Consider the following 20,118-nt stretch of genomic DNA (forward strand, 5'->3'; position numbering starts at 1 on the left):
CGCCTCTGGACGCAAGGCGGTTCACGGCAGTGTGACTATTTGACTGCGCTTTCAGCGATCGATTGAAACTTTGTGTCAAGTTCTGTGGCAATATTCACCAGGTCTTGCCCACCTTCCGATGCGTAAGGCGTAAAGACAAAGCTGGGGGTCTTGTAAGACAGGGTCGCCGTCCCGTCTTCGTTCTCGGTTAAGTAAAACCGGATCGGAGCCTCGATCATCGCGTGGACCGAGGTCTCCAGAACCCGCACGGCGTAGTCATTGTTGAAGGCCCCGATCACGCGGTTTCCCGGAAGGGTAATCCCACGTGCTGCCGCCGCTTTGGTCGGGCCCGCCTGAGTCACGACGATCAGTCCGTTTTCCTTGATCGCGGCTTTGGTTGCGTCAACCAGCTCGGCGTACGGCTTTTGGGATGGGTATACGGCCCAGCCCTCGGGCGTGTCTTGAGCCCAAAGGGGTAAAGCGATCAGGCAGAGCAGGGGAATGAAGGCTTTCATCAACGCGTCTCCGGTATCTTGCTTTGACCTGTGTGCTAGACTTGAGAGTTCAGCGCAGTCACGAATCCGTGTTCGCCGAGCGGCGCTGCACCTCGCGTTTCTTCAGCACGTAGATATCCATGATCCAGCCATGATCGGCTCGGGCGCGGGCGCGCGTATCAAGGATCCGCTGCGCGACCTGATCCAACGGGCCACTTATCAACAGCTCTTCTTTCATACCCACATAGGCACCCCACCAGATGTCATACTCTGCCCTTTCAAGGGATTGGAACGAGCATTCCCCATCCAGCATGACGGCGACTTTTGAAGCGGTTTCAGGCCAGCCTTCATCCCTGATACGGCGCCCGGTGGTCACGACATAGGGTGCGCCCAGATCATTGATCGGGATCGCATGAGCCGCGGTCAATGCCTGCAAGGCTGTGATACCCGGAATCACCTTGGTGTTGGGCTTGGGGTCCAGCCGCACCGCAATGCGCAGCGAACTGTCATACAGGGACGGATCGCCCCAAATCAGCAGCGCAATGTGCTGCGCCTCCGGGTGGGCCTCTATCGCCTCTTGCCAGCGCAGTGCAATGGCGTCGTGCCATTCGTCTACGCCATGCAGATAGCCGTCATCCGCGCGGCGCTTGGGGATGTCAAAATAGGCAATCTCCGGCGGTGTCTCGGTTACCCGATCAATGATTTCCTCACGCAGCCCGGCCAGATCGGCCTTGTTCTCACCTTTGCGGGGGATCAGGATCAGATCGGCCGACCGGATCGCCTGCGCACCCTGAAAGGTCACATGATCCGGGTTGCCGGTGCCGATGCCAATCAGGCTCAGGTCAATCATCTTCGCACTCCGCCAGCGGCCCATAAAGGATCAGGGCCGGAGCTGTGCCGATCTCGGATTTCAGCTGTTCGGCCAAGGCGCCGATGGTGGTGCTCGTCAGCTTCTGATCCGGAGTCGAAACCGATTCAGCCATCAGGGCAGGCGTATCCAAAGGCAGGCCGCGGGAATGCAAAGCTTCTGCCAGAAGCGGGAAAGTACGTTTGCCCATGAATACGACGGTGGTGGCCTGAGAATCGGCCAGTGCTGTCAGGTTCAGATCGTCCGGCAACGCGCCACTGACATCATGTCCTGTCACGAACTGCACCCGCCGTGCGGTCAGACGACGCGTCAGCGGAATGCCAGCGGCAGCTGCGGCAGCGACGGCAGACGGGATGCCGGGAATGATCTCGAATTCAATGCCTGCATTACGCAGGGCAACAAGCTCTTCTTCCAGGCGCCCGAACATGCCGCCATCGCCGGACTTCAGCCGCACGACATGTTGGCCGGTCTGGGCGTAGTCCACAAGCAACCGGCTGACATGGTCCTGCTTGGGGGACGGTCGACCGGCCCGTTTGCCCACGCCCACAAGATCCGCGTCTTCGCGCGCATGGCTCAATATAGGCCCGCTGCTGAGGTCATCGAACAAAACCGCATCGGCCTTTTGCAGGCGATCTACGGCCTTCAGTGTCAGCAATTCCGGATCACCAGGGCCGGATCCGACGAAAGAGACAAATCCGCTCATTCAGATGCCTCCGCAATCAGGTGAAAGAACGTACCGGTGACATTGCCGCGAACAGAGCCGGTCTGAGGCCCTTCTGCGCCTTCGGCATCAAACACACGGGCGAGTGGCGCGTCAGGCTGATCCACGATCGAGGAATAGTGGAACTCATGCCCGCGCAGCGCCGCATTCTGTGCAAATCCCGGCATCGGGGCCAAAAGTTCGGCTTTGCGATAGCCCAGGTTGAATTTGCGTTTTTGGTACGACGTCACCAGCCCCAGCAGGCCAGCCATTTCATGCCGCACGCCATCCTTGTCGATCAGCGCATGACCCAGCGCCATATATCCACCGCACTCCCCATGCACAGGCCTTGTTTCCGCGTGCTTGCGCAGACCAGCGAGGAACGTTCCGGCAGCAGCCAACGTCCCGGCATGCAGTTCCGGATATCCGCCGGGTAGCCAGACCAGATCGGCATCCGTCGCCGGAGCTTCATCGGCCAGAGGTGAGAAGGGCAGTATCTCGGCCCCTGCTGCGCTCCAGCCTTCCAGCAAATGCGGATAGGTAAAGGAAAATGCCGCATCGCGAGCCAGTGCAATCCGCTGGGCCGGAGGGCGCGGCAGCGCGTCTGACGATGGCCCAATGGGGCCTGAGGAAGCCGCCCGTTTGATCGTTTCCAGTTCCACATGTTCGCGCAGAAATGTAGCATATCCCACAATGGCGCTTTCCAGATCCGGGTGTTCGACGGCTTGAATCAAACCCAGGTGACGCTCGGGGAGGGTAAGGTCGCCTCGGCGCGGCAGAACACCGAGTACCGGCAAGCCTGCACGTTCCATCCCCAACCGTGTCAGGCGCTCGTGCCGGGGGCTGGCGCAGCGGTTCAGGATCACTCCCGCAAAGGGAAGATCGGGGTTGTACATCTTGAACCCCAGCGCTGTGGCCGCCGCGGATTGCGCCTGACCGCCAACATCCAGAACCAGTACGACCGGCCAATCCATCCGTGCGGCAGTCTCGGCGCTTGACCCATGACCCAACTCGCCCGGCTTGGCCACGCCATCGAACAGGCCCATCGAGCCTTCGGCCACCACGATGTCAGCGCCTTCGGCCTGAGCTGAAATTGCGTTCAACAGCGGGTCACCCATCGCCCAACTGTCCAGATTAAACGAAGCCCGACCAGCCGCGGCTCGGTGGAAGGCGGGGTCAATATAATCCGGTCCGCTCTTGAACGGTTGAACGGTCAGGCCATCCTCGGCCAGCGCTCGCAACAGGCCCAGCATGACCGTTGTCTTGCCTGTGCCAGAGGACGGTGCGGAGATCAGAAGGCCCGGAGGGTTAATCATCACCATGGCTCCAGCTCGACCAGGGGCTCTCGGCACTTTGTGGACGATAGCGGCGGTCGTAATCTTTCGAATAAAGGCAGCTTTCGTCAAAGCCTTCGCCCGCCAGTGCCGGACCAACCATGATCAACGCAGTGCGCGAGATGCCGTCGTCCAGGGCTTCCTTGAGCGTTTCCAGCGTCGCGCGGATGATCCGTTCATCCGGCCAGCTTGCACGATAGACCAAGGCAACTGGGCAGTCTGTGCCATAGGCAGGGATCAGGTCAGCAATGACCTTGTCCAGATTGCCGATCGACAGGTGAATGGCAAGTGTCGCCCCTGTGCGTGCGAAATTCTCCAACGTCTCGCCTTCGGGCATGGAAGATGCGCGGCCCGGCGTCCGGGTCAGAACCACGGATTGCGCCAGGCCGGGCAAAGTAAGTTCGGTTCCCAAAGCCGCCGCAGCCGCGGCAAAGGACGGAACGCCCGGGGTTACGCTGACCGGGATGCCCATTTTTTTCAGGCGGCGGATCTGTTCCCCCATCGCCGACCAGACCGACAGGTCGCCGGAATGCAGACGGGCCACGTCCTGGCCGGCCTGATGTGCGGCCTCGATCTCGGCCATGATCTGATCCAGGTCCATTGGTGCGGTGTTCACGATCTTTGCACCTTCGGGGCAGTGGTCGAGGATTTCTTCCGGAACCAGGGAGCCTGCGTAGAGGCAAACGGGGCAGGATGCGATGATGTCGCGTCCACGCAGTGTCAACAGGTCGGCAGCGCCCGGTCCGGCGCCGATGAAATGAACGGTCATGTCTGTCCTCCGATGGCTATGGCACAGGTCGCCAGCCGGTCGTCTGAAATCTGTCTGGGTGAAAGCAGCCGCGCGCCCAAGCCAAAAAGCTTTCCGGCGGCGGCCAATGCGGATGCTTCGGCCACGCTTCCGGTGCCATAGGTGGCGCGGCTGCGGGTCGAGCAGGTAAGCGTGCGTTGACCGGCCAGATCGGCGGCACCAACGAAATGCAGTGGAAGGGACATTTCTTCGGCAAAAACTGTCAGGGCGAAATGACCTTCCTTGTCGGCAACAGTTGCCAGGGCGGTCACATCCCGGCTCGCTGCCGCCGCATCATATGCGGCGCGCAGGCTGTCGACTGTGGCGGCAGACGAGAATCCCAAACCGGCAACGATCATAGCGTTACGCTCCACTGCACTACCGGGTAGGCGGATTTCCAGCCGCGGCGTGGTCCAAGCGGCGCAGATTGTGCGAGTTCGATCCGCAGGAGTTCACCGCCCAGCTTCTCATGCCAATGGGCAAGTGTGGCCTCGCTTTCCAAAGTCACCGCATTGGCGATCAGACGCGTGCCAGAGGGTAGGTTCGTGTGCACCCAGTTCAGCAGGTCTGCACTGAGCCCCCCCCCGATGAAAACCACATCAGGCAACTCTAACCCGTTCAGCGCAGCGGGCGCGGTGCCATGGATGACGTTCAACCGATCCTGTCCCAATGCAATTGCATTCCGACGAATGCGATCTGCTCTGTCAGCGCGGGGTTCTATGCTGGTTGCGGTCAGGGTTGGGTCACACATCAGCCACTCGATGCTGATCGAACCAGTGCCCCCTCCGATATCCCACAGATGCTCGCCCCGTTGTGGGGCAAGCGCCGAGAGTGTCAGCGCGCGGATCGGGCGTTTGGTGATCTGCCCGTCCGTCTCAAAGATGGCGTCCGGTTTACCAGACGCTTTGGACAGGGCAGGTCCTGCACCGGAAACTTCCAGCCCGACGCAGACCGGATGGTCGAACGTACCCAACAGCGCTTCGGTTAAGGTGACTGTTCGGGTGTTTTCGCGCGGGCCACCTAGGGCCTGCATCACATGCAGGGCCGAGTCGGCAAAGCCTGTCTCGGTCAGATACGTAGCCAGTTCCGCCACGGCTTTTCCGTCGCGCAGCAACAGGATCGCGTGCAGTCCCGGGGCCAGATGCGGTCGCAAACGGGTCAGTGGGGCGGCATGCAAGCCGAAAGTCAGAGTGTTTTCCAAAGGCCAGCCGAGCCGGGCAGCGGCGAGAGAAAAGGTGGATTGGCCGGGCAGGGCGGTCCATTCACCGGCATCGAAATTGCGCGCAATGACGGAACCTGCGCCAAACCAAAACGGATCGCCCGAGGCCAGAACAACGGTCTGCCGGCCACGCAGTCCTTTCAGGATCGGCAGCCCATCCGAGAACGGCGCTGGCCATTCGACTCGTTCCGTCCCTGTTTCAGGCAGCAACGACAGGTGACGGGGCGGCCCCATGATCACGTCGGCCCGGTCCAGCACTTGACGGCTGGCAGGCGACAGGCCATCAAACCCGTCTTCGCCCAATCCAAGAACGGTCAGCCACGGAGATTCAGACATGACAAACCTCCTGATCCTTGGCGGAACGACCGAGGCCAATGCGTTGGCCAAAGCTGTTTCGGAACAAGGGATTGCGGCTGTGTATTCCTACGCTGGACGGGTCGAAAACCCGCGTCCGCAGCCCTTGCCGGTAAGGGTTGGCGGTTTCGGCGGTCCGGAAGGTCTGGCCGCCTATGTCAGTGACAATGCCATCACCCATGTCGTGGACGCGACCCATCCATTTGCGGCCCGGATGAGCCGGAACGCGATTGAGGCGTGCGCCGCGACGCGGACGCCGTTGGCCGCGTTGACCCGGGCGGCCTGGGTGTCGCAGCCCGGCGATATCTGGCATAACGTGCCCGATATCGCTGCCGCCGTCGACGCATTGTCCGGCGATGCTCAGCGTGTCTTCCTTGCAGTTGGCCGAATGCATCTTGAAGATTTTTCGACCCAGCCTCAACACAGTTACCTGCTGCGCCTTGTGGATGAGCCCGACACTTTGCCCTTGCCGAACGCAGAGGTGGTCGTCGCCCGAGGGCCGTTTGCCGAAGCTGACGACCGGGCGCTGATGCAGCACCATGGGACGCAGCTGGTCGTGTCCAAGAACGCAGGCGGCTCGGGCGCGCGCGCCAAGCTGGATGCGGCGCGGGCGCTGGGCCTGCCCGTGCTGATGATCAATCGCCCGGTTCTGCCGGAGCGGACCGAGTTTTCGCAGGTCGGACAGGTTCTGGACTGGCTGTTTCATCCCTGATCCTCATCAGGGGTGAAGCGAGGAGTGTAAATGATGGGTGGTCCATCGCGCTCGATGACACGCGTGCGGGATGAACCCACGATCACCACGGTCTGCATATCAGCCATGTCGGGCGTAGCTTCGGCCAGTGTCGAAATACGCATCTCTTCATCTGTCCGCGATACGGCGCGGGCGAACAGGATCACACGCTCGGGCTCACACTCGTCGCGCAGGATTTTCAGCGTCTTTACAAAGCCTTCCGGGCGGGACTTCGAGCGTGGATTGTAAAAGGCCATCGAGAAATCCGCCTGTGCAGCAAGACGCAGGCGTTTTTCGATCAATGACCATGGTTTGAGATTGTCGCTGAGGTTGATGGCGCAGAAATCATGCCCCATTGGGGCGCCCGCGCGTGCGGATGCAGCCAACATCGCCGTGATCCCCGGCAGCACATCGATCTGAAGGTCGCGCCATTCTGCGGGACCGTTTTCCAGCGCTTCGAAAACGGCCGCCGCCATGGCAAACACGCCGGGATCACCCGAGGATACAACGACCACGCGTTTGCCTTCTGCGGCCATTTGCAGCGCGTGTCGCGAACGGTCTATTTCGACCCGGTTGTCACTGGAATGCAGTGTCAGGCCGGGGCGCTCGGAAATACGCGCCACATAAGGAATATAGCCCACAACATCAGTGGCTTCGGCCAGTGCGGCCGTTACTTCTGGCGTAACAAGCGCCTCGTCACCCGGCCCAAGACCGGCAATCTTGACCCAGCCGCTCATGGTCGCCGCCCCTGACCGTGCACGACGATGATCGAGAAATACGGGGTGATCTTCTCGCAGGCTTCAGACAGCTTAGTCACCGTCTGGTTTGGCATCTGCGCATATTCCACGATCCATGCCCGGTCATACAGGCCAGCGGTCTTCAGAGCGCGTTTCACCTTGTCGATGTTGCGCCCGATTTTCATCACGACCAATGCATCGGTTTTAGCCATGCGTTCAGCCAGCGTGTCCTCGGGCAGGGTGCCAACCAGCACGGTCAGAACATCATCACCCCAGGTGATCGGGTCTCCTGTCGCAGTCCAGGCTCCGGACATGCCCGTAATGGCGGGTACAACTTCAACCGGCGCGTCTTCGCGCAGACGACTGTAAAGATGCATGAACGAGCCATAGAAGAACGGATCACCCTCGCACAGAACAACCACGTCCTCACCCTGTTCGGACAGGGCCTTGAGATGCTTGGTGCAGTCTTCGTAGAACGCAGCCAGCAATTCGTTATAGCGCGGATCTGTCACCGGGATCTCGGTGGTCACGGGATACTCCATAGGGAACTCGATCGCACCTTCGGGGATCATCCCGTTGACGATCTTGCGTGCCTGGCCGCTGCGACCGGGTTTGCGGAAGAACGCCACATGTTTTGCATTGCGCAGCAGGCGATCCGCCCGGACGCTCATCAAATCCGGGTCGCCGGGGCCAAGGCCCACACCGTATATGGTGCCCATCTTCATTCTGCCCGGCTTGCGATGGCGTTGACGGCCGCCACTGTGATGGCGCTGCCGCCCAGACGGCCTTTGACAATGCAGGACGGCACCGGTTGGGCTTCCCAAAGCGCATCCTTGGATTCCACCGCACCGACAAAGCCTACCGGGCAGCCGATGATCGCGGCAGGGCGCGGGCAATCCGGGTCTTCCAGCATGTTCAGCAAATGAAAAAGCGCGGTGGGCGCATTGCCGATGGCGACCAGCGCGCCCTCCAGATGCGGCCGCCACAGCTCCAGCGCAGCGGCGGAACGGGTGTTGCTCATCTCGGCGGCCAGCGGGCGTACGCGTTCATCGTGCAGGGTGCAGATCACCCCGTTATCGGCGGGCAGGCGGAAGCGGGTGACGCCTTCGCTGACCATGCGCGCATCACACAGGATCGGTGCACCGTTTTCCAATGCAGTACGGGCCGTTTGCACGAAGCCGGGCGAGAAATGCACGAACTCTTCCAGTCCGACCATACCCGCGGCGTGAATCATCCGAACGGCAACCTGCTCTTCATCGGCATCAAACCGGTCCAGATCAGCCTCGGACCGGATGGTGGCAAAGCTTTCCTTGTAGATCGCTGCGCCATCGGTTTCGTATGTATAGGGCATCAGGTGAAGTCCATGGTCATGAGTGTTTGGGGGTCAAGCCCGCGCTGGCAGGGCTCATCCCCCGCGCGGCCCTGTTTGACAAGATCAAATCGTCCGTTATCGCCTACCAATGTGATGTCAGCGGGGCCCATGCGGGCGCATCCCTTGCTACAGCCTGAAACATGGAGACGTCCGGAAACACGCGAAGCCAATGCGCGGGCGATGTCGCGCGTCTCTGCCTGTGCCTGCGGGCAGAACGGTGCGCCGGGGCAGGCGTCGGTGGTCATCAACGGATCGGTTCCATCTTCGACAAACGCCGAGGCAGGTATCGCCGCCCCGCCTTCCAGCAGGATCAGCCGCCACGGTGTGACGCGCAGGGCGCAAGCACCGCTGTCCTCGATCAGATCATACAGCTTGCGCGCAGGCAGCGACCCAAAAGCCGCTCCGTACAGAGCACCCACTTCACAGGGGCCGGGTTGAAGCTTTGCGCCAACAGAACCGGGCGCACACCCTTGCCATTCCTGCGGCAGGGCGTCGATGACACGCGCCATGCGGCGTGTCTCGGGTGTGTAGGTTTTGGAAAACCACATTGCCAGCGCGATCACGTGGTCAATGGCGTCGGTCTCGGTCACGCTCCGCCCGGTTTCGCACCCGTCGGCGCGCAGGATCAGGCCGTCTGCAACGGTTTCCAGACGAATATCCGCCGAATCCGACGCCAGCAGACGTTCGGGGCCTGTGTCGATTGCAAAGCCGAATTTTGCAGGCAGGGCCGGCAGGTCCGCAAGCCGGCCAATCAGTTCATGGGTCAACCGAGCGGTCAAATCGCCCGCCTGATAGAGCGGTGTAACCAGAATATTGCGGCGTATTTCGATGCCGGGTTCCGCATCCAGCAGGTTCAGCGCGGCAAGCTCTTTGAGTAGAGGCTGGTGGTCTTCCTCGTCCACGCCCCGCATTTGCAGATTGGCGCGATTGGTCAAATCGATCGAGCCGTTGCCAAAGCGGCCCGCCAGATCGCACAGTCCCAGAGCCTGATCGGCGTCCAGACGCGCCAGCCGGGGCCTGACCCTGACGACCAGACCGTCACCGGACATCATCGGACGATGGGCGCCGGGGCACCAGCCCTGAACAATTGGTGCACTCATCTCAATTTCTCCAAATCGGCCCGGATGGAATTCCGGCGCGTGTTCCAAAGCCCGGCCTCCAGCAGCGCGCGGAACCGGTCCTGCATGGCCTGACGAGCTTTGGGATTGGCCTCTTGCAGGAACGCGTCCACCTCTGCGTTGCCCAGCGTGGCATCGTGGTAGAGGTCAAATAGATGTGGTGCGACCGTGCCGGACAAATGCGCGAATGAGGCCATATGATCCAGCGTCGCTGCGATTTCAGCGGCTCCGCGGAAACCATGGCGTTGCATCCCGGCGATCCAGCCGGGATTGGCGGCGCGGGCATGGACGACACGGCTGATTTCTTCAGGCAAGGTGCGGGCACGAGGATTTTCCGGTTTTGTGTTGTCCAGATGGTACAGCTGCGCGGTTCCGCCGGCGATCTTCTTGGCGGCGGCAAAACCCGCCTCGTGTGTGGCATAATCGTTGGCCAGAAGAAGATCGGTTTCGGTCAGGTCCTGCAAGTGGACAAAGCTGTCCGCATTTGCAACGCGTTGGGTGATACCGTCCTTGTCCTGCGATATGTGTTCGCCTTCCAATGCAAAAGAGCTGGCCTCAAGCCACGCTTCACCTGCCTGTGCACGGGCCTCGTCGGTATACACCTCGGAGAGTTCGGTCATGTTGACGCCATAGCTTCCGGGCGCAGGTCCATAGACCCGCGCCACCGGCTCCTGCCCGGCATAGGGGTTCCAGTCCGCCGCCTCATCACGCGCGGCCAATGCGCGAACCGCTTGGCCAAACAAAGCGGACAGCGTCGGGAAAACATCCCGGAACAGGCCCGACACCCGCAAGGTCACGTCCAGGCGCGGGCGGCTCAGGTCAGTGATCGGCAGAACCTCGATGCCGGAAACCCGCTCGGACCCTTTGTCCCATACGGGTTTGACGCCCAGCAGGTGCAAGGCCATGGCAAATTCCTCGCCCGCCGTGCGCATGGTGGCTGACCCCCACAGATCGACGATCAGCCCTTTTGGGTAATCGCCTTCTTCCTGAAGATGGCGTCGCACCAGTTCCTCGGCCAGTTTCACACCCTGCGCATAGGCCGCACGGGTCGGAACCGACCGCGGGTCAGTGGTGTAAAGGTTCCGCCCGGTGGGCAGAACATCTGACCGACCACGATAGGGTGAACCCGAAGGCCCGGCATCGATCCGTTTGCCCCCGAGCGCTTTGATCAGCGCGTCGCGTTCAGCGTGGGCCGACGGGGCCGAATCGAAATTGCCCGTCACCTCGGGCACGCGCCCGAAGATGTGCAGCCCGTCGCCAAACTGGCTTTCCTTGATGTCACAGACAAAGCGGTCGATACGTGTGATCGCTTCGGCGGTGCAGGTTGCCTGATCAAGGCCGAGATCGCTTTCCAAGCCAATGGCCTGCGCTTCATCACGGATATCTTCCTGCAAGCGGTCACGGCGTTTGGGGTCAAGCCCGTCGGCGTTCGAAAACTCATCCAGCAGCGATTCAAGCCGGACCATCCGATCCGGCGTGCCACTTTCCTTCATCGGGGGCGGGATGTGGCCCAGCGTGACCGCTCCAATCCGGCGCTTGGCTTGCGCGGCTTCACCGGGATCGTTGACGATAAAGGGATAAATCACCGGCAGATCGCGGATCAGCGCCTCGGGCCAGCAATGAGCAGACAAAGCGACCGATTTTCCGGGCAACCATTCCAGCGTTCCATGTGCCCCGATGTGGATCAGCGCGTTCACGCCCAACCCTTTGCGCAGCCACAAATAGAAGGCGACATAGCTGTGGCGCGGGGTGCGCGAGAGGTCATGATAGTCGTCATCACGCAGCTCGGGCGTGCCGCGTTCGGGTTGCAGCGCGACCAGCGCCTTGCCGCGTCGCAGTGCGGTGAAATGGAAGACCCCATCGGCACAGGCCGGATCATCTTCGGGCGCGCCCCATGCGGTGTGCAGATCGGTGCGCAGGGTCTCGGGCAAATCCGCAAGCGCATCCAGATAATCCTCGAGCGCCCACGAAATCCGTGCGTCCAGAAGAGTGTCGGCAATCGGCTCGCCAGTCGCGATGTCATAGCCTTCTTCGCGAAGATCGGACAGCATCGCTTGGGCTGAGGCCAGCGCGTCAAGGCCAACCGCATGGGCCATCTGCCAGTCTTTGCCGGGATAAGTGGACAGGACCAGCGCGGGAATCTGATCTGCCTTGGGTTTGTCGTTCAGTGCAAGCCAGCCCGAAACACGGTCGATGATCGCTTCGATCCGATCCGGTTCGGGCCGATGTGCAAAGCGCGCGTATTCCAGATGAGGATTGCGTTTGCCGGGTTCCTTGAAAGACGCGACTCCCGCCGAGATCCGCCCATCAACCTCCGGCAGTACCACATGCATGGCCAGATCGGCGGGGGACAGCCCGCGTTCTGCTTCGGCCCACGCTTTGCGGCGCGAGGTGGCGAGAGCGACCTGAAACACAGGCACATCTGCTGCGTCCAGAGGCGATGTTCCCGACGCACCTTTGCCCGAGAAGGAAGTGGCATTGACAATTGCCGATGGTTTCAGCGCAACAACCTGTTCCCGCAACCAGTCGGCGGCCACAGGCGCCTTGAGCGACGGGGCAAACAGGCCCATCGCCTCGAATCCACGGGCCCGCAGGCTGCGGATCAGGGTGGCGATCGGGGCGGTGTCTGCCGAGGTCAGGTAAGCGCGGTAGAAGGTGACGAGGATGCGTTTAGCGTTATCTTCGAACGCGGTTTCCACCGGGATTACGCCGCGATCCGGACACCACGCGCCACATTCGGGCAAGGTCTTGGCGCCCATCACCGGACCGGCATAAAGCCCTGCCGCCAGAGCCATCTGTGCCAGTGCGGCCTGTGCCGCGACCTCGCCGCCGGTATCGCACAGATGCGCCAGCCGCCGCAGGGTCGAGACGGGCAAGGTGGAATAGTCATCCAACCGCGTATCCTCGCGCCCGTCCGCTGGGAGGACGGCCAGAGCGATGCCTTTGGCCTGCGCCAGTGCCAGAACCTGCTGCAGGCCATAGGACCAGTAGGGCACGCCACCGATCAGACGGATCAGAATGCCCTTGGCGCCCTCGAGCGTCTGCTCGACATAGGTGTCAACGGACAGCGGGTGTTTCAAAGCTGTCAGATTGGCCAGCCGCAGGGTCGGCATTCGCCCATCCGGTCCGCCACCACGATGCCAGCCCGCCGCGAAAGCACCCAGGTCGCTGTCCGAGAAAGACAGCACCACCAGTTCTGCTGGGCTCTGGCCCAGATCGGTCGGGGTCTCGGTTTCCTCGAGCCCGTGGCTTTCGCGGAAGACGACGTGCATGGGTCTTACTCGGCAGCCTCACGCACACCCACGAGGATATCGCGGATTTCCGCCTCTTTGATGTCGTCATGCTCGGCGATTACGACCAGACGCGAACGGCGCTCTTCGCCGGGTTCCCACGGACGGTCATACTGGTGACGTACCCGCGCACCCACGGCTTGTACCAACAGACGCATGGGCTTTCCCTGAACGGCGGCATACCCTTTGACCCGCAGGATGTTCAGCTCATTGGCGAGGCGTTCGATTTTGGCCACCAGTTGGGTCGGATCGGCTTGCTCGGGCAACTCGACGATGATGCTTTCGAAATCGTCATGCTCGTGATCATGGTGGCCGTCGTGATGCGAAGGGCGGGCGTCCATGTCATCCTCGGCGGCGGCTTCCAAACCCAACACAACGCGAACGTCCACCGCACCTTCGGCCACTTCGACCACGGGCAGGGGACGCGGCGCCTCGGCGGCGATGATCTCGCGTGCTTTTACCACGCCTTCAGGGCCGGCGAGGTCGGGCTTGGTCAGCAGGATGATGTCGGCGCAGGAGATCTGATCCTCGAACACCTCGGACAGGGGCGTTTCGTGGTCGATCGAGTCATCGGCCATGCGCTGGGCATCCACCGCTTCGACATTGGGCGCGAAGCGACCGGCGGCTACAGCCTCGGCATCGGCTAGGGCGATCACGCCATCCACGGTGATTTTCGAGCGGATGTCGGGCCAGTCAAACGCCTTCAGCAATGGTTTGGGAAGCGCCAGTCCCGAGGTTTCGATCAGGATGTGATCCGGGCGCGGTTCCAGAGCCATCAGGGCCTCGATGGTGGGAATGAAATCATCTGCCACGGTGCAGCAGATGCAGCCATTGGCCAGTTCCATGATGTTTTCCGCCGGGCAATCGGGAATGGCGCAGGATTTCAGGATGTCGCCATCGACGCCTACATCGCCGAACTCGTTGACCACGACAGCAAGGCGCTTGCCCTGCGGGTTCTGCATCAGATGACGCACCAAAGTGGTCTTGCCCGAGCCCAGAAAGCCGGTGATCACTGTGACGGGGAGTTTTTCGAGGTTCGACATGTCAGGCTCCAATCGGGGGAATGCGCGAGGCACAGTTTTTTCGGAAATGTTCGGGGCGTTCGCGCCATTTCACCAAACCATCTTCAGTGGCCAGATACTTGGTCGCACCGTCGACAATGACGTCGACATGATCTGTTTCGCTCAGGTTTTCATAGACGAATGTCCAGCGGCCCGGCCCGCCGCGCAATACGATCGAACAACCTTGATCGCAGTTAGACAGGCATTCTACGGCTTTCAGGGTGACACCGTCGGGCAGGTCAGCCTGTTCCAGGGCCTTGTGCAACAAAGCGCCCGGGCGTTGCGCGTCATCTTCGACAGGCAGGCCGCGACGGCAGGTGGTACAGACCAGCAACTCGACTGGTGTGGTCTCGGTCATGTCTCTCATCCCCCCAAATCCTCTTCGCGGGGGACGGGGTTTCATGCGGGCCACGATTGGTCACGGACCCGACACCGGAACACCCCGCCCGGTTTCAACTTCGGTTGTTGGCAGGTCTCCCGGCTTGCGGATGCCAGAGGAGGGCCTCTGTCGGATGTCCCGCCTTCCCGGCCTTTGGGCCAGTGGCATTGGGCATCCTCTCCGTTCACGGTCGCGGGGGCGGCTGCGTTTGGCGGCATGACCGTTGACGCATTCCCTTTTCATCGGCTGTCACCGACACCAACGAAAGGGACATGCGGCACCGCTGGCCTGCTTGTCAAGCGAGTCGCGCGTAACAATGATGTAGAGGAGTAGAAAGCGACCTGTGGGCGTCGATGGGCGGCATGTCGTGCGGGGTTCAGCCTGAGATGAGCCCGGCGACGAACGGTATCTCTGCTAGGGTCGTACACTGTGGTGGGTGGGTGCCTCGACAGAACTTGTCACGATGGTGGGAAAAGACCGCCGAACACCCCGGATCCTCTCGCGCTAATAGATGACGTTGATCATGAGCAGAGAGACGACCAGAAACAGCACAGTCATGATCCCACCGGAACGCACGAAATCCATCACCTTGTATCCTGCCGGACCCATAATCAATGCGTTTACCTGATGGGTTGGGATGATGAAGCTGTTCGATGTGGAAATGGCGACGGTCAGTGCAAAAACCGATGGATTCCCACCAGCCGCTATCGCAATCGATATCGCCAAAGGCACCAGCAGGACAGTGGCCCCGACATTTGACATGACCAGAGAAAAAGCAGTCGCCAGAACGGCGATTCCGGTTTGCAGCGACCAGAGCGGCCAGCCGTCCAGAATTATCATGATCTGCTGGGCGATCCACGCAGCTGTGCCTGTGTTCTGTACGGCTTGTCCCAACGGTATGAGGCAGGCGAGCAGGAATACGGTGTTCCACCCGACCGCCCGGTATGCCTCATCCACGCTGAGCACACGGGTCAACATCATGCCTACCGCTCCGGTAAGAAGGCAGAGCGAAAGCCGGACGTCCGTGAACAGGATCAATGACAGCGAAATGGCGAAAAATGCCAGGGCCCAGCCGACTTTTTGCGGCCTCAGTTCGTCCTGGGGAAAGTCCGTTGTCACAACGACGAAGTCCGGGTCGCGCTTGATCCGCATCAGGTTGTCCCATCTGGTATGCGCCACGAGCATGTCACCGGCCTGAAACTTTTCGAGCCCGATCTGAGTGGATTCGTGATCCTCGGTCTCGACATGGCTCAGCGTCTCTTCGCCGCGGTGAATGGCCAGCAGCGACATGCCATAGGTCTTGCGGAACAAAAGCTCGCGGGGGCATTTGCCGATCAGCTTGCTGTCTGGCGTGACGACCACCTCGGCCACGCCTGCATTGGTGGGGGCGAACTCTTCGACAAAAATGTCCAAATCCGGAAGAACGGTAAGCCCGTATTTCTTGGCGAACGTCTCGACCTCCCAACGGCGGCCGACGATGGCCAGCCGACACGGGGCCGCAATTTCGGCTGTCAAAACCTGAACCATCGAGGTTTTGCCGCGATAGAAGGTGGAAATGATGTACAGGTGGTTTTCGTGGTTGATGTCGGCCAGAATCTCTCCGACCAAGGGGCTGTCCTCGGGCACTACGACTTCGAACACGTCGGCTTTGAGGCCATAGACCCTTTGCAGGTATTCCTGTGTCCCTTGTCCGGTGCCCGTATTGTCAGGCCCTTCAGCCACGGGCAAAACCCAGCGTCCTAACAGCAAAAAGTAACCAATTCCCGTTAGGATCAGAACTGCACCGATCGGTGTGACCGAGAACAGGCTGAAGGGCGCCATTTTCTGAGATGCCGGCAAACTGTCATTTGCCGTCAGGATCAGGTCGTTCAGCAGGATAAGTGGAGACGACCCGACCATCGTCATTGTGCCACCCAAAATGGCGCAGAATCCCATCGGCATCAGCAGTCGTGACAGCGGTATACCTGACCGCGAAGAAATACGGCTGACAACGGGAAGAAACAGAGCAGCGGCGCCGACATTCTGCATGAACGAAGAAATGACGCCAACGGTTCCTGAGATGATTGGAACAACCCTGCCTTCCGATTTGCCACCATATTTGAGGATAACGGCAGCAACCTTGTTCATGATCCCCGTCTTGTCCAGACCAGCACCGACGATCATTACCGCAATGATCGAGATGACGGCATTGGATGCGAAGCCGTCGAACAGAAGGGTTACATCCGCCAGATTTCCCAGCCCGGGCGCGTAGCTGAGCAAGCCTATGAGAACCAGAACCAATATGGCGGAAAGGTCGATCCTGATGATCTCGGAGACGAACAAAAAAACGGTGAAAGCCAGAAGGGTACAAACGACCCCCATCTCAAAGGTAAAGGCAATGTGTTCCACAATACGTCCAGAACTTTTTCTTTGTTAGATTCCTAGTTCATCCTTCTCGCCTTGTCATGAAGTTTCGTTTTTCACTCACTTCGAGACATAATATTTCTCTAAGAATGGCGGTTTGAGTAGTGGTAAAAACCTCTTTTGACGAACACCAAACCCTGTGGTCGTGGTGTCCCGCACGCGGTTCAGCGCGTCGAACGTTTAAGCGGGCGGTATGCATGGGTCCGACGGTTCAACACAAACGGAATGCTGGCAAAAGTTCTGTTGGAAAACTTAGAACTGGCTGGTTGAACAGCGCCCTCAAATGCAGGTGAACGCAAATTGCAACAGTTTGATCCAACAAGCGACACGACCCGTAACACACTTGCCCCATTTAGTCTGGGCAGTCCCATGACCAGACTAAGTCCCCGCGTTGCCTATCATCCCAGATTAGGGCGGCGCGGGGAATTTTGATCCAAAGTGCAATTAACGCCGTACACAATTTACCCCTAACTGTATGCCCGCGTTGTTCACTTGGTTTCCCTCCGAACAACGCGGGTTTTTTGGGGGATGAGGGGGTAACGAGTGACAGCCCCGCCATAGTGCGGGGCTTTTTCTTGATTAGACATGACGCGAAATTCTATCATATTGTGACTAAACGTCATTGCGGCACGGGTTTCGTCATGGACAACACTGTACTCTATTTTTTGGTTGGCATCTTTGTCGTCGGGCTACTGACGATGGGTTACTACTCAAGGGGCAGCGGTGCTTTAATCTCAATTGTGATTGTGGTCGGCGTTATAGGTGCAATAATAGCTTACCTGAGTGGCTATTTCGGTGAACTGCCACAGTAGGTGCATGCATCCGGTTGAGAGGCAATGGACGATGTGACTGATCGAATTTGGTCCAAGACGACGATTATGTTGGCAAGAAAAGAACCAGCTTCGCAGTTCCTGTGAGTGAGTTTTGCGAAGCTGGCTAATCCCAACGGCACTGGGATGGTGGCCGCAGGAGGGGTTCGCATAGGACTATGCAACTTGTATTTACCACGAAATGACCGACACCGATAAGCGGGCATAAGAATAGGGGACTATCCAAAAGTATAGCTAATTGTGACCGACTGGCCCGCGTAGTTCCGGTTCGGTCGGCAAAGCGTGGTCTGGTGGTTCAATGCCGTGCTGAATCAGCCACTCAAAGACAGCGACCCAATCGTCTTGTAGCGACGGTTTGCTGCGATACTCGCGCAAACATTCCAGTTTGCATTTCAGGTCATAAGGAGTCGCCCGCGGCCATTTTTTCATGCTGCATGTTCTAATTTTGTTCCGCGTCGGGTCAATGCCGCTATGCACCCTTAAACAACAACCCTTCCCACAGGTTCATGATTTCCCGGCGCTGTCTCAGGCGTCGGGATCGGTTGTAGGTTCGTGCAACCCCGCGTGATGTTGCTGCGGCCTGATGGTTCAATATCCGGTCTACTTCGTTTTCATCCGCGCCGTGTTCGCACAGATGCGTGGCGAACGATCTGCGTATGTCCCTGATCTGGAACTTCCTGACGGGGATATATGCGTCAACGAACCAGCGTCGTTTGACGTGTGCGGTTGTTTTGAAATCCTGAAACTGGTTCGGCTGCATCGCGGCCAGAACGAAAGCTCGACCGGCCAACGGTATGACGTGGCTGGTGCCGTTCTTATAAGGCGGGATCACCATGCACTGATCGCGCACCAGAGCCGGGTTGAATTGCATCAGATCGCTGGGTCTCTGGCCCGCCCGGATGAGCAATTGCAGGAACTGGCGCCACGGCTTGCCCTGATACTGTGCGGCCTCATACAAGGCGCGTAGCTGGTCCAGCGTCAATGTCTATTCGCGTGGTGTTTCTCGGGCTGGCAGGATCGTCGGTGCCAGCGTCGTCCAATCATTGGCCCGCCCGTACCGCCAGAAATGCGTCACCGCTGCCCTGTACCGGCTTCGGGTGCTGGTTTTCCACCGGCTGAGTGCATCCGACAGGTCGGAATTGGTGGTCGTGTGCATGTGAGAACATGAGTTTGATTCAAGTGCCCGCTCCAACTGCGTCAGGCGTTCACCGCCATGTTTGAGTTGGTCCAGATGGTCGATCTTACATCGTGCGAGTGCATCGCGTATCAGCATGGGTGTTCCCGTAAAATCCGTGAACATGCCCTGCTGACAATCGTCAGGGTTTTTGGGGTCATTACATTGCAACGGGTTAGCGTCAGAATACAACTTGGAGGCGAGTACCGGAATCGAACCGGTGTACACGGATTTGCAATCCATAAAGACAGGCAGCGAAAACAACGGCTTATGGGTGCAAAACACCCCCTGACAAAAAGTGAACAAAAAGCGAAAGTTTCAACGCTCTTTGCGATCCAGAATGCTCACAAAATCGTTTCTAACCTTGGGATAATTTGATGAGTTGGGCGGTTGCAAACGAATGCGCCGAGCGCCGTTTTGGCAGCGCTGCGCGCAAGCAGATCATCATGTTTCTGGCCGACAAGGCGAGCGATGACGGCTCGGGCGTCTGGTGCTCCAAGGGAACGATCCAGCGCCACACAGAGCTCAGCGAGAGCACGGTAAAGCGCACCATCATCGACTTTCTGCGGGAAGGCATTCTGATCGAGACGGGGCAGCGGCAGTGCAAGAACGGCTACACCGTCATTTACCGCATCGTTCTGGAACGCGTGGCCGCGCTTGAACCCACGGCTGAGCCCGACATTGAGACGGGGGTCACTGTGAACCCCGTCCAGCCTGGACCCGGTACGGGGTCCACGGTGAACGGGGTACGGGGTTCACAGTGGACCCCAAACCATCCTAAAACCATCCATAAACCACCTACGCGCAGGCGCGAGGCGGCGGAGGAGGTTGAAGATCTGGAATCTGAGAAGATCTTGGCGGCCTATCCCGAAGACAGGATCCGAGACCGGCGGACCAGTCTGCGTTTGATCGCAGCGGCCGTGAAGGCCGGGGTAGAGCCCGATGATCTGCTGCAGGCGGTCAAAGCCTATGCCAAGGAAAGCGAGGGCTATACGCGCAGCAAGGTCTGTTTCTCGGACAACTGGTTCAAGATGCGCCGGTGGGAGAAGGGACTGGCCCAGATCCAGGCCGACCGCGAGAAGGCGCGAGAAGCCGAAGCCAAAGGTCGCGCTAGCCTCGCCGAGTGGATCCGTGAACGCCACCCCCTTTGTCGCCACATTACAAGCCGACAGATCGAGGGCTTGATTGTTTCAAAGTTGGTGACGCCTGAGCAGGTGCGCGCTGCGGGGCTGCAGGCATAAGTGCGACTCGATTGTTACGCCATGGCGTAAAAAGTAGATATTTACGTT

20 protein-coding genes and 1 riboswitch are annotated in these 20,118 nt (G+C 59.7%); of the genes, 2 read left to right on the forward strand and 18 right to left on the reverse strand.

Annotated features, from left to right (window positions below; genetic code table 11):
* Window positions 1-35 precede the first annotated feature (35 nt).
* From AC2FLP_RS14560 to cbiE, 7 genes are read right to left on the reverse strand one after another with little or no spacing between them, the layout of a single operon-like run.
* Window positions 36-494: a DUF302 domain-containing protein gene (locus AC2FLP_RS14560; RefSeq protein WP_496684510.1), complete on the reverse strand. Its 459-nt coding sequence runs from the start codon at window positions 492-494 to the stop codon at window positions 36-38.
* A gap of 58 nt (window positions 495-552) precedes the next feature.
* Window positions 553-1,323, reverse strand: a complete 771-nt coding sequence (cobF, locus tag AC2FLP_RS14565) for a precorrin-6A synthase (deacetylating) (protein WP_496684512.1) — start codon at window positions 1,321-1,323, stop codon at window positions 553-555.
* Window positions 1,316-2,044, reverse strand: coding sequence for a uroporphyrinogen-III C-methyltransferase (cobA, locus tag AC2FLP_RS14570; RefSeq protein ID WP_496684515.1), 729 nt, complete (start codon window positions 2,042-2,044; stop codon window positions 1,316-1,318). The genes cobF and cobA overlap by 8 nt, the downstream gene beginning before the upstream one ends.
* On the reverse strand, window positions 2,041-3,363 hold the full coding sequence (locus AC2FLP_RS14575) for a cobyrinic acid a,c-diamide synthase CobB (RefSeq protein WP_496684518.1): 1,323 nt from the start codon (window positions 3,361-3,363) through the stop codon (window positions 2,041-2,043). The genes cobA and AC2FLP_RS14575 overlap by 4 nt, the downstream gene beginning before the upstream one ends.
* Window positions 3,350-4,144, reverse strand: coding sequence for a precorrin-4 C(11)-methyltransferase (gene cobM / locus AC2FLP_RS14580; RefSeq protein WP_496684521.1), 795 nt, complete (start codon window positions 4,142-4,144; stop codon window positions 3,350-3,352). Before cobM ends, AC2FLP_RS14575 begins: the two co-directional genes overlap by 14 nt.
* The gene (locus AC2FLP_RS14585) at window positions 4,141-4,521 is read right to left on the reverse strand and encodes a cobalamin biosynthesis protein (protein ID WP_299901542.1); all 381 of its coding nucleotides are present in this window, start codon (window positions 4,519-4,521) and stop codon (window positions 4,141-4,143) included. Before AC2FLP_RS14585 ends, cobM begins: the two co-directional genes overlap by 4 nt.
* The gene (cbiE, locus tag AC2FLP_RS14590) at window positions 4,518-5,717 is read right to left on the reverse strand and encodes a precorrin-6y C5,15-methyltransferase (decarboxylating) subunit CbiE (RefSeq protein WP_496684524.1); all 1,200 of its coding nucleotides are present in this window, start codon (window positions 5,715-5,717) and stop codon (window positions 4,518-4,520) included. The genes AC2FLP_RS14585 and cbiE overlap by 4 nt, the downstream gene beginning before the upstream one ends.
* Here cbiE and AC2FLP_RS14595 point away from each other — a divergent pair.
* A complete protein-coding gene (locus AC2FLP_RS14595) occupies window positions 5,716-6,447 on the forward strand; it encodes a cobalt-precorrin-6A reductase (protein ID WP_496684527.1) in 732 nt (243 codons plus the stop codon). The two genes, cbiE and AC2FLP_RS14595, sit on opposite strands and share 2 nt — an antisense overlap.
* On the opposite strand, the gene cobJ is transcribed toward AC2FLP_RS14595, so the two are convergent.
* From cobJ to AC2FLP_RS14650, 11 genes are all read right to left on the reverse strand, one after another.
* Complete coding sequence (gene cobJ, locus AC2FLP_RS14600) at window positions 6,438-7,202, reverse strand: precorrin-3B C(17)-methyltransferase (RefSeq protein ID WP_496684530.1); 765 nt, start codon at window positions 7,200-7,202, stop codon at window positions 6,438-6,440. The two genes, AC2FLP_RS14595 and cobJ, sit on opposite strands and share 10 nt — an antisense overlap.
* A complete protein-coding gene (locus AC2FLP_RS14605; RefSeq protein WP_496674795.1) occupies window positions 7,199-7,927 on the reverse strand; it encodes a precorrin-2 C(20)-methyltransferase in 729 nt (242 codons plus the stop codon). Before AC2FLP_RS14605 ends, cobJ begins: the two co-directional genes overlap by 4 nt.
* Window positions 7,924-8,553 (reverse strand): precorrin-8X methylmutase, encoded by a 630-nt coding sequence (locus tag AC2FLP_RS14610; RefSeq protein ID WP_117869510.1) that lies wholly within the window; start codon window positions 8,551-8,553, stop codon window positions 7,924-7,926. Before AC2FLP_RS14610 ends, AC2FLP_RS14605 begins: the two co-directional genes overlap by 4 nt.
* On the reverse strand, window positions 8,553-9,674 hold the full coding sequence (locus AC2FLP_RS14615; protein ID WP_496684535.1) for a ferredoxin-like domain-containing protein: 1,122 nt from the start codon (window positions 9,672-9,674) through the stop codon (window positions 8,553-8,555). Before AC2FLP_RS14615 ends, AC2FLP_RS14610 begins: the two co-directional genes overlap by 1 nt.
* A complete protein-coding gene (cobN, locus tag AC2FLP_RS14620) occupies window positions 9,671-12,964 on the reverse strand; it encodes a cobaltochelatase subunit CobN (RefSeq protein ID WP_496684538.1) in 3,294 nt (1,097 codons plus the stop codon). Before cobN ends, AC2FLP_RS14615 begins: the two co-directional genes overlap by 4 nt.
* Window positions 12,965-12,969: 5 nt before the next feature.
* The gene (gene cobW / locus AC2FLP_RS14625; protein ID WP_299901518.1) at window positions 12,970-14,025 is read right to left on the reverse strand and encodes a cobalamin biosynthesis protein CobW; all 1,056 of its coding nucleotides are present in this window, start codon (window positions 14,023-14,025) and stop codon (window positions 12,970-12,972) included.
* Window position 14,026: 1 nt separating this feature from the next.
* Window positions 14,027-14,401 (reverse strand): DUF1636 family protein, encoded by a 375-nt coding sequence (locus AC2FLP_RS14630; RefSeq protein ID WP_170347195.1) that lies wholly within the window; start codon window positions 14,399-14,401, stop codon window positions 14,027-14,029.
* 92 nt (window positions 14,402-14,493) lie between these two features.
* A riboswitch (cobalamin riboswitch) is annotated at window positions 14,494-14,700 on the reverse strand.
* Between the two features lie 226 nt (window positions 14,701-14,926).
* Entirely contained in the window at window positions 14,927-16,783 is a 1,857-nt protein-coding gene (locus tag AC2FLP_RS14635) for an SLC13 family permease (protein WP_496684667.1), read from the reverse strand.
* A 1,106-nt stretch (window positions 16,784-17,889) separates the two neighbouring features.
* Entirely contained in the window at window positions 17,890-18,084 is a 195-nt protein-coding gene (locus AC2FLP_RS14640) for a hypothetical protein (RefSeq protein WP_496710062.1), read from the reverse strand.
* Between the two features lie 40 nt (window positions 18,085-18,124).
* Window positions 18,125-18,637 carry a site-specific integrase gene (locus AC2FLP_RS14645; protein ID WP_496684543.1) on the reverse strand — a complete coding sequence of 171 codons (513 nt, stop codon included), beginning with the start codon at window positions 18,635-18,637 and terminating at the stop codon, window positions 18,125-18,127.
* A gap of 3 nt (window positions 18,638-18,640) precedes the next feature.
* Window positions 18,641-18,928 (reverse strand): hypothetical protein, encoded by a 288-nt coding sequence (locus AC2FLP_RS14650; RefSeq protein WP_496684545.1) that lies wholly within the window; start codon window positions 18,926-18,928, stop codon window positions 18,641-18,643.
* 278 nt (window positions 18,929-19,206) lie between these two features.
* Between AC2FLP_RS14650 and AC2FLP_RS14655 the strand changes: the two genes are divergently transcribed.
* Complete coding sequence (locus tag AC2FLP_RS14655; protein ID WP_281971828.1) at window positions 19,207-20,070, forward strand: hypothetical protein; 864 nt, start codon at window positions 19,207-19,209, stop codon at window positions 20,068-20,070.
* Window positions 20,071-20,118: the final 48 nt, after the last annotated feature.

It is taken from the genome of Ruegeria sp. CDSA141 (assembly GCF_059612005.1).

What these genes read in the sequence shown, in the direction of transcription:
- AC2FLP_RS14560 (WP_496684510.1), bottom strand. Translation starts at nt 494, where the DNA reads ATGAAAGCCTTCATTCCCCTGCTCTGCCTGATCGCTTTACCCCTTTGG.
- cobF (WP_496684512.1), bottom strand. Translation starts at nt 1,323, where the DNA reads ATGATTGACCTGAGCCTGATTGGCATCGGCACCGGCAACCCGGATCAT.
- cobA (WP_496684515.1), bottom strand. Translation starts at nt 2,044, where the DNA reads ATGAGCGGATTTGTCTCTTTCGTCGGATCCGGCCCTGGTGATCCGGAA.
- AC2FLP_RS14575 (WP_496684518.1), bottom strand. Translation starts at nt 3,363, where the DNA reads ATGGTGATGATTAACCCTCCGGGCCTTCTGATCTCCGCACCGTCCTCT.
- cobM (WP_496684521.1), bottom strand. Translation starts at nt 4,144, where the DNA reads ATGACCGTTCATTTCATCGGCGCCGGACCGGGCGCTGCCGACCTGTTG.
- AC2FLP_RS14585 (WP_299901542.1), bottom strand. Translation starts at nt 4,521, where the DNA reads ATGATCGTTGCCGGTTTGGGATTCTCGTCTGCCGCCACAGTCGACAGC.
- AC2FLP_RS14595 (WP_496684527.1), top strand. Translation starts at nt 5,716, where the DNA reads ATGACAAACCTCCTGATCCTTGGCGGAACGACCGAGGCCAATGCGTTG.
- cbiE (WP_496684524.1), bottom strand. Translation starts at nt 5,717, where the DNA reads ATGTCTGAATCTCCGTGGCTGACCGTTCTTGGATTGGGCGAAGACGGG.
- cobJ (WP_496684530.1), bottom strand. Translation starts at nt 7,202, where the DNA reads ATGAGCGGCTGGGTCAAGATTGCCGGTCTTGGGCCGGGTGACGAGGCG.
- AC2FLP_RS14605 (WP_496674795.1), bottom strand. Translation starts at nt 7,927, where the DNA reads ATGAAGATGGGCACCATATACGGTGTGGGCCTTGGCCCCGGCGACCCG.
- AC2FLP_RS14610 (WP_117869510.1), bottom strand. Translation starts at nt 8,553, where the DNA reads ATGCCCTATACATACGAAACCGATGGCGCAGCGATCTACAAGGAAAGC.
- AC2FLP_RS14615 (WP_496684535.1), bottom strand. Translation starts at nt 9,674, where the DNA reads ATGAGTGCACCAATTGTTCAGGGCTGGTGCCCCGGCGCCCATCGTCCG.
- cobN (WP_496684538.1), bottom strand. Translation starts at nt 12,964, where the DNA reads ATGCACGTCGTCTTCCGCGAAAGCCACGGGCTCGAGGAAACCGAGACC.
- cobW (WP_299901518.1), bottom strand. Translation starts at nt 14,025, where the DNA reads ATGTCGAACCTCGAAAAACTCCCCGTCACAGTGATCACCGGCTTTCTG.
- AC2FLP_RS14630 (WP_170347195.1), bottom strand. Translation starts at nt 14,401, where the DNA reads ATGACCGAGACCACACCAGTCGAGTTGCTGGTCTGTACCACCTGCCGT.
- AC2FLP_RS14635 (WP_496684667.1), bottom strand. Translation starts at nt 16,783, where the DNA reads ATGGGGGTCGTTTGTACCCTTCTGGCTTTCACCGTTTTTTTGTTCGTC.
- AC2FLP_RS14640 (WP_496710062.1), bottom strand. Translation starts at nt 18,084, where the DNA reads ATGAAAAAATGGCCGCGGGCGACTCCTTATGACCTGAAATGCAAACTG.
- AC2FLP_RS14650 (WP_496684545.1), bottom strand. Translation starts at nt 18,928, where the DNA reads ATGCTGATACGCGATGCACTCGCACGATGTAAGATCGACCATCTGGAC.
- AC2FLP_RS14655 (WP_281971828.1), top strand. Translation starts at nt 19,207, where the DNA reads ATGAGTTGGGCGGTTGCAAACGAATGCGCCGAGCGCCGTTTTGGCAGC.